Source organism: uncultured Corynebacterium sp., from assembly GCF_902489365.1.
GTDB lineage: Bacteria > Actinomycetota > Actinomycetes > Mycobacteriales > Mycobacteriaceae > Corynebacterium.
The window spans coordinates 1-5,300 of sequence record NZ_CABTZR010000117.1; the positions used below are offsets into that span (position 1 = coordinate 1).

The window sequence follows — 5,300 nt, forward strand, 5'->3', positions numbered from 1 at the left end:
CAGGGAGGAGTTGCCGCTGGGGGGGGGGGAGGGTTCGGCGTCCGCCGAGCCGGGCGTGGCCCTCGCCGTCCCGAAGACGCCGGACTACACCACGCAGCCGAAGTCCACGACGGATATCCGCATCCTGCACGAGGCCGATGACCTGGTGAACTACGCCCCCGGCCTGTGGGTGGCCAGTTTGGAGGTTGAGGTGACCGATAAGGTCACCGGCTACCAGGTACGGCTTCCTGATGGCTCCGTGGGCGAGGACATCCCCCTTGACCTGCCGGAGCAGCGCCTGGTGACCCGGGCGGTGGCCTACACCATCGATCCGCTGGCACTCGCAGCGATGGGCGTCACCGCCGGGCGCACCCCCGGCACCCTCCATGCAGCTGAGCACGCCGCCATTGGGTTGCTACCGCTCATTGCCACCTGCGACCGCTGGGATATCGGCGGCGTGTCCACCGCGCAGCACGCCGATACGGGCTTGCCCACGGTCTTCGTCTACGACGGCCACCCCGGCGGTGCCGGCTTCGCCGAGGAAGGCTTCCGCCGCTTCCCCGAGTGGATCAAGGCCACCTTTGAGGCCGTGCGCTCCTGCCCTTGCGAGTCCGGCTGCCCGTCGTGTGTGCAGTCCCCCAAGTGCGGCAACGGCAACAACCCTCTGGACAAGGCAGGCGCTGTGGCACTGCTCGGCGCGCTGGTGACCATGACCTCTTAGACCGGACCGGCACGGGCGATGGCGCTGCGCCCGCGCAGCTGGGCAGTCACCTCAACGTCGCGCCCATCGATGACGCAGGAGCCGAGTTCCGCGCCGTTGAGCGCGGCAATCTCTGTGGCCTTCGTGCAGGCGTCCCTGCCCTTGGCCACCTCCCACGCGCCGGCCACCGCGGCCAGATCCGCCGCCACCTGCGCTTCGTGCCGTGCCACAACGAGCGAAGCAACCGCTGCAACCGCCAGCAACAGAGAAGCCACTGCGGCGATGATCCCGGCGGTGACGACAGTGGCATAGCCCTCCTCGCCCGCCGGGATCCTTCCCCGGCTGCGCTGACGACGCCTCATGGCTGCGATCCCGCGTTCCCACCGGCTGCCATCTCCGCGGGAAACACCGCCTGCGCGCGCATGGTCCCCAGCGGTGCCGGCACGGCGGCCTCAGCGGTTATAAGCCCAGAGCCTTCGCTCACGGTCACCGTCACTCCTTCGCGCTGAAAGTCCACGCCGATGGCAGCGGAGCGAGCTGCAGCGCCCGCAGCGTCAACGGCAGCGAGGTGGGCCGACAACGTGGCGATGCCACCCACGATTCCCGCGGCGACGATGACGAGCGCGGACAGCGACAGAGCCGCCTCGATGGTGACGGAGCCGGCGTCATCAAGCGCGCGCATTAGCCTGGAGAGTTGGACAAGGCGTCGGTGATGATGGACGTGATGGCGCTGGTAACTTCGCCGCCATTGACCACGGCATAGAGCACCGCGGCAAGCGCTGCGGCCGCGAGCGAACCCATGGCGTATTCAATCGTCGACATACCATCATCATTTCCTAATAGCGACTGGTAGTTTACCTTTTTCTGCATGATGTACCTAGCTTTCTTTTCCTGTGTTTGTGTCGGTTGTGCGTTCTGAAAATGGTTAATTGTTCTGACTTAGAAAAGTTGCTGGCCCAAGCTGATGAGGACAGGTATCAACCCAAGGACCAGAAATGCGGGAAGGAAGCACACTGCCAGCGGTGCTGCGATGAACACACCAGCGCGCTCCGCCCGCGCGGTAGCTTGTGCCGAAGCTTCGGCACGCAGCTGCGCCACCAATCGGTGGCACCCAGTTGCCATGGCTGCGCCCGATTCACCAGACAGCTGCGTAAGCCGCACCAGCTCTTCCAAATGCGGCTGACTGGCCAGCGCCGACCACGCGGTACCCATGGGAACCCCCACCCCGATAAGCGCCGCTGCCCCTGACCACTGCGGCGAGGCTTCAGCGACAGCTAGCACGGCACTGCGCGTGGAGAGACCGGCCTCCAAACAAGCAGCGAAGAGCTCCAGGTCGCTGGCTGCATCGAGCGGACTATAGTCCGCCGCTGGACCATCGCGCGGCGTCTTCGGGCGCGGTGTGCGCGAGCCTGACCGGGCTATTCGTCCAGACGGTGCAGCAGAGGTAACAGCGAATGCCGCGGCCAGTAATGCAGCGGAGATATACGTCAAGACCATCACTGCGCCGCCTTCCGCAGAATGAGGCGTGACCAGGCGAATCCGGTGCAGACGAGGGCCACGCCGACGTCGAGAAGCACGCCCCCAAGGCCACCGCCGAGCAAGAACCCCAAGGAATCCGCACCCATCGCCCCACCCATGAGGATGCCCGCCAGTGGCAGGCACGCCAGGATGACCGCGGTGGCCTGTGGCCCTTGTAAAGAGGCAGCGGTCTCACCGGCATGGCGGCGCGCGGTATCCAGCTGGCTTTGCGCCTGCTCGATGAGGTTCGCCAACGCCACACCATGGCGTCCCGAGAGCGTGAGCAGCGCTGCATAGCGCGCAACCTCCGGTACATTGAGAGCAACCGCAGGCGAGCCCCCTTGTGCTGCGAGACCCGCGGCCGTGCTCAACGCAGCGCGGAGATTCTCCGGGGTGGAGTCTGGAAGGGCGTCGGCACCCCGACGCAGTGCTCCCGCCGTTGTCGATCCCGCCCGCAGCTCGGCGGCAACAGAACCGAAGTAGGAGGCGAGCGCCTCAGCACCTCGGCGCTCGCGCCGGGCGGCTGCCAGATCATTGGCAAACCACAGCGCACAGGCCACAATGCAGCCCACCGCCACCACGACAGTGGGCCTGCCGAAGAAGACACAGCACCCGACCCCGAGGAAAACAGCCCCGGGTGCCAGCGAGCGAGGCTTCGGCGATTCCAGCCGCGTCACCGAAGCAGGCTGCGAGAGCAAACACGCCGCCGCGAAGAATAGCCACATCATGGTTCCACCCCCAGCCGCGAACACAGCTGCGCAAACCCGGGAAGCGGGCCGTCCTCAGCCGTCCACACCAGCTGAGGTATAACCGGGTTTCCCTCCAACACGCCGAGGTGCGCGAGACGCCGCCCCTGTGGCGTGCGCTCCATCCCGAGGACCACGTGCACGGCGGCCGCTAGCTGCGAATGCAGTGCTACGCGGTCGAGCCCGCCGAGAGCTGCGAGGGCCTCCATGCGGGCGGGCACTTCATCAACAGAGTTGGCATGCACGGTGCCCGCGCCACCATCGTGCCCGGTGTTGAGCGCGGCAAGCAATTCCACTACCTCCGCGCCGCGGATTTCACCGACCACGATGCGGTCTGGGCGCATGCGCAGGGCCTGGCGCAGTAGAAGTGACATGGAGATCTCTCCACGCCCTTCCGCATTCGCCCGGCGAGATACCAGGGTCACCACGTGCGGGTGATTCGGGGAAAGCTCTGGGGTGTCCTCGATGATGAGCAAGCGTTCGGTGGCGGGCACGCACCCCAACAGGGCGGCGAGCAACGTCGTTTTGCCTGAACCCGTCCCTCCCGTAACCAGGAAGGATGCCCGGCGCTCAACCACGGCGCGCAGGACGTGCTCCAGGCTGGAATCAATGCTGCCATTGGCTATTAACTCCTCCAGGCTGGTTTGCGCCTGGCGCAGCACGCGAAGGCTAATGCAGGTTCCACTTGCCGAAGGAGGCGCAAGCAGCGCGTGGAGCCGGATCCTCGTGCCATCGGGACGAGTCAGGCGCCCATCGGCAAAAGGTTGCGCATCATCCAACCGCACGCCCGCCACCGCAGCCAGCCGGGAGGCCAGCTGGCGCACCTCGGCGTCGTCGGCAAAGCCGATATCGCGCGGCTGCAGGCCCTGCCCGCAATCGACGAAACAGGAATCGGGACCATTGACAACAACATCGGTTAGCCCCGGCAGCGAAAGAACCGGCTCCAGCAGACCCAAGCCCACGGAATCATGGCGCAGGCGCTGCAGAAGGTCGAGTACATCGACGTCGCTGATGACTCCGGCTTCCTGCCGAATGCGCCGCGCCAAGGCCGGTGCATCGTGGGCCAGCTGCGGCTCGGCGGCCACGATGGTGCGCATCGTATCGATCAGGTTCATGCCACGGCCTCCCAAATCTGACGAGCGACACGAGCTAGGGCTCGGGGCAGCTGGCGCGGCAGCCCACTAGTTTCTACCGTGCGGGTCAGACCACGGATCGTCGGCAACTCAGCGATTGGGTCTGCATGAGTCACCGTGGCGATGTCGCTGGTGTCCAGACCCGCCCACTGGCGGTTGCGCACGACGACGGAGCATTCCTGCGGCCGAGCGCGAAGCTCTGCCACCAGCTGCGCGCAGGCGGCGGCCGCCCGCACCTCGGCGGCGGTCAGCACCACCACGTGATCCGCCGCATCGGGGATATCCCATGGCGGGCAATCCACCACCACGGTCCCCGGGTATAAACACGCAGCTTGCATGATGGCCGCGCGCCGGGCGCTACTCATCTGAACCACCTCTGCACTGGCAGACCTCGCCGCGGAAAGAACCGCTATGCCATCCGGGGTGGCGGGCAAAGCTCGGACAAGGTCTGCTGCATCAACCGAACCGGCCCCCGCAGCGAGATCCGGCCACCGCGCGCCGGGCTTGTTCTCAATGCTAGTGAGCAAGTCGAGGCCGCCGGAATACGGGCTCGCATCAACGAGGAGATCCGCGCCCGCCTCGCGGGCCAGCGCCACCGCCACCGTCGAGGAACCCAAACCTCCGGCGGAGCCGGTCACCGCCAAGGTTAGGCCGGTAGACACGGCGGTCTCCGGAGTGGCGTCTGCGGCTAGTGCGCCCAGAAGCTCTTTCGATTGAGCGGGCACGATGAAGGCGGCCGTCGCGCGGCAACAGAGTGCAGCCTCATAATCGATCGGCCCCGGATCCAGCGCCAGGAAATACACCCTCGGATGCCCCGCCACAAGCCGAGCCGTCAGTGCATCAGCCAAGACAGCATCCGCCTTGGGCAGGTGCCGGGAGAAGTCCCGCGGGTCCTCCACGGTGCTCACTTCCGCAGTACTGGCGGCGGCTGCGGAGGCCGCCTCTGCTCGCAGCGTGGCATCCCCAACGGCGATAACTAGGTGAAACGTGCTCATGCCTGAAGCATGCGCGAGCACACCAACCACGCGCTAGGGCTTCCTCACCACCTGTGGATAACTTCGCCATTGTGGCGTCTTCTACGCCTGTTTTGCTGACGCTTAAACAAAATTACCGGGGCTCACGTACCAAAACTCACAGGAAACCGTGCTTCCACGATCCTTAGAATCGGCCAAAACAACACGTTTTGTCGTTTAGGGCCTAGAATCCGGCTTAAGGGACATTTCG

The 5,300-nt window shown here is 65.8% G+C and carries 8 protein-coding genes; 1 reads left to right on the plus strand and 7 read right to left on the minus strand.

Annotation, left to right across the window (positions count from 1 at the left end; all coding sequences use genetic code 11):
• Positions 1-700, plus strand: a 700-nt coding sequence (locus RDN59_RS11330; RefSeq protein ID WP_308607933.1) for a Zn-binding domain-containing protein, incomplete at its 5' end; no start/stop codon positions are given.
• Here the strand turns inward: RDN59_RS11330 and RDN59_RS11335 are convergent.
• From RDN59_RS11335 to ssd, 7 genes are all read right to left on the minus strand, one after another.
• A complete protein-coding gene (locus RDN59_RS11335; protein WP_308607934.1) occupies positions 697-1,041 on the minus strand; it encodes an Rv3654c family TadE-like protein in 345 nt (114 codons plus the stop codon). The genes RDN59_RS11330 and RDN59_RS11335 overlap by 4 nt on opposite strands.
• A complete protein-coding gene (locus RDN59_RS11340; protein ID WP_308607935.1) occupies positions 1,038-1,361 on the minus strand; it encodes a hypothetical protein in 324 nt (107 codons plus the stop codon). The genes RDN59_RS11335 and RDN59_RS11340 overlap by 4 nt, the downstream gene beginning before the upstream one ends.
• A complete protein-coding gene (locus RDN59_RS11345) occupies positions 1,361-1,549 on the minus strand; it encodes a DUF4244 domain-containing protein (RefSeq protein ID WP_046647874.1) in 189 nt (62 codons plus the stop codon). The genes RDN59_RS11340 and RDN59_RS11345 overlap by 1 nt, the downstream gene beginning before the upstream one ends.
• Before the next feature lie 69 nt (positions 1,550-1,618).
• The gene (locus tag RDN59_RS11350; RefSeq protein ID WP_308607936.1) at positions 1,619-2,176 is read right to left on the minus strand and encodes a type II secretion system F family protein; all 558 of its coding nucleotides are present in this window, start codon (positions 2,174-2,176) and stop codon (positions 1,619-1,621) included.
• On the minus strand, positions 2,176-2,925 hold the full coding sequence (locus RDN59_RS11355) for a type II secretion system F family protein (protein WP_308607937.1): 750 nt from the start codon (positions 2,923-2,925) through the stop codon (positions 2,176-2,178). The genes RDN59_RS11350 and RDN59_RS11355 overlap by 1 nt, the downstream gene beginning before the upstream one ends.
• A complete protein-coding gene (locus RDN59_RS11360) occupies positions 2,922-4,058 on the minus strand; it encodes a TadA family conjugal transfer-associated ATPase (protein ID WP_144676191.1) in 1,137 nt (378 codons plus the stop codon). The genes RDN59_RS11355 and RDN59_RS11360 overlap by 4 nt, the downstream gene beginning before the upstream one ends.
• Positions 4,055-5,071, minus strand: a complete 1,017-nt coding sequence (gene ssd, locus RDN59_RS11365; protein WP_308607938.1) for a septum site-determining protein Ssd — start codon at positions 5,069-5,071, stop codon at positions 4,055-4,057. Before ssd ends, RDN59_RS11360 begins: the two co-directional genes overlap by 4 nt.
• Positions 5,072-5,300: the final 229 nt, after the last annotated feature.

Excerpts from the sequence above, each read along its gene's own strand:
- RDN59_RS11335 (WP_308607934.1), bottom strand. The coding sequence starts at position 1,041 with ATGAGGCGTCGTCAGCGCAGCCGGGGAAGGATCCCGGCGGGCGAGGAG.
- RDN59_RS11340 (WP_308607935.1), bottom strand. The coding sequence starts at position 1,361 with ATGCGCGCGCTTGATGACGCCGGCTCCGTCACCATCGAGGCGGCTCTG.
- RDN59_RS11345 (WP_046647874.1), bottom strand. The coding sequence starts at position 1,549 with ATGCAGAAAAAGGTAAACTACCAGTCGCTATTAGGAAATGATGATGGT.
- RDN59_RS11350 (WP_308607936.1), bottom strand. The coding sequence starts at position 2,176 with ATGGTCTTGACGTATATCTCCGCTGCATTACTGGCCGCGGCATTCGCT.
- RDN59_RS11355 (WP_308607937.1), bottom strand. The coding sequence starts at position 2,925 with ATGATGTGGCTATTCTTCGCGGCGGCGTGTTTGCTCTCGCAGCCTGCT.
- RDN59_RS11360 (WP_144676191.1), bottom strand. The coding sequence starts at position 4,058 with ATGAACCTGATCGATACGATGCGCACCATCGTGGCCGCCGAGCCGCAG.
- ssd (WP_308607938.1), bottom strand. The coding sequence starts at position 5,071 with ATGAGCACGTTTCACCTAGTTATCGCCGTTGGGGATGCCACGCTGCGA.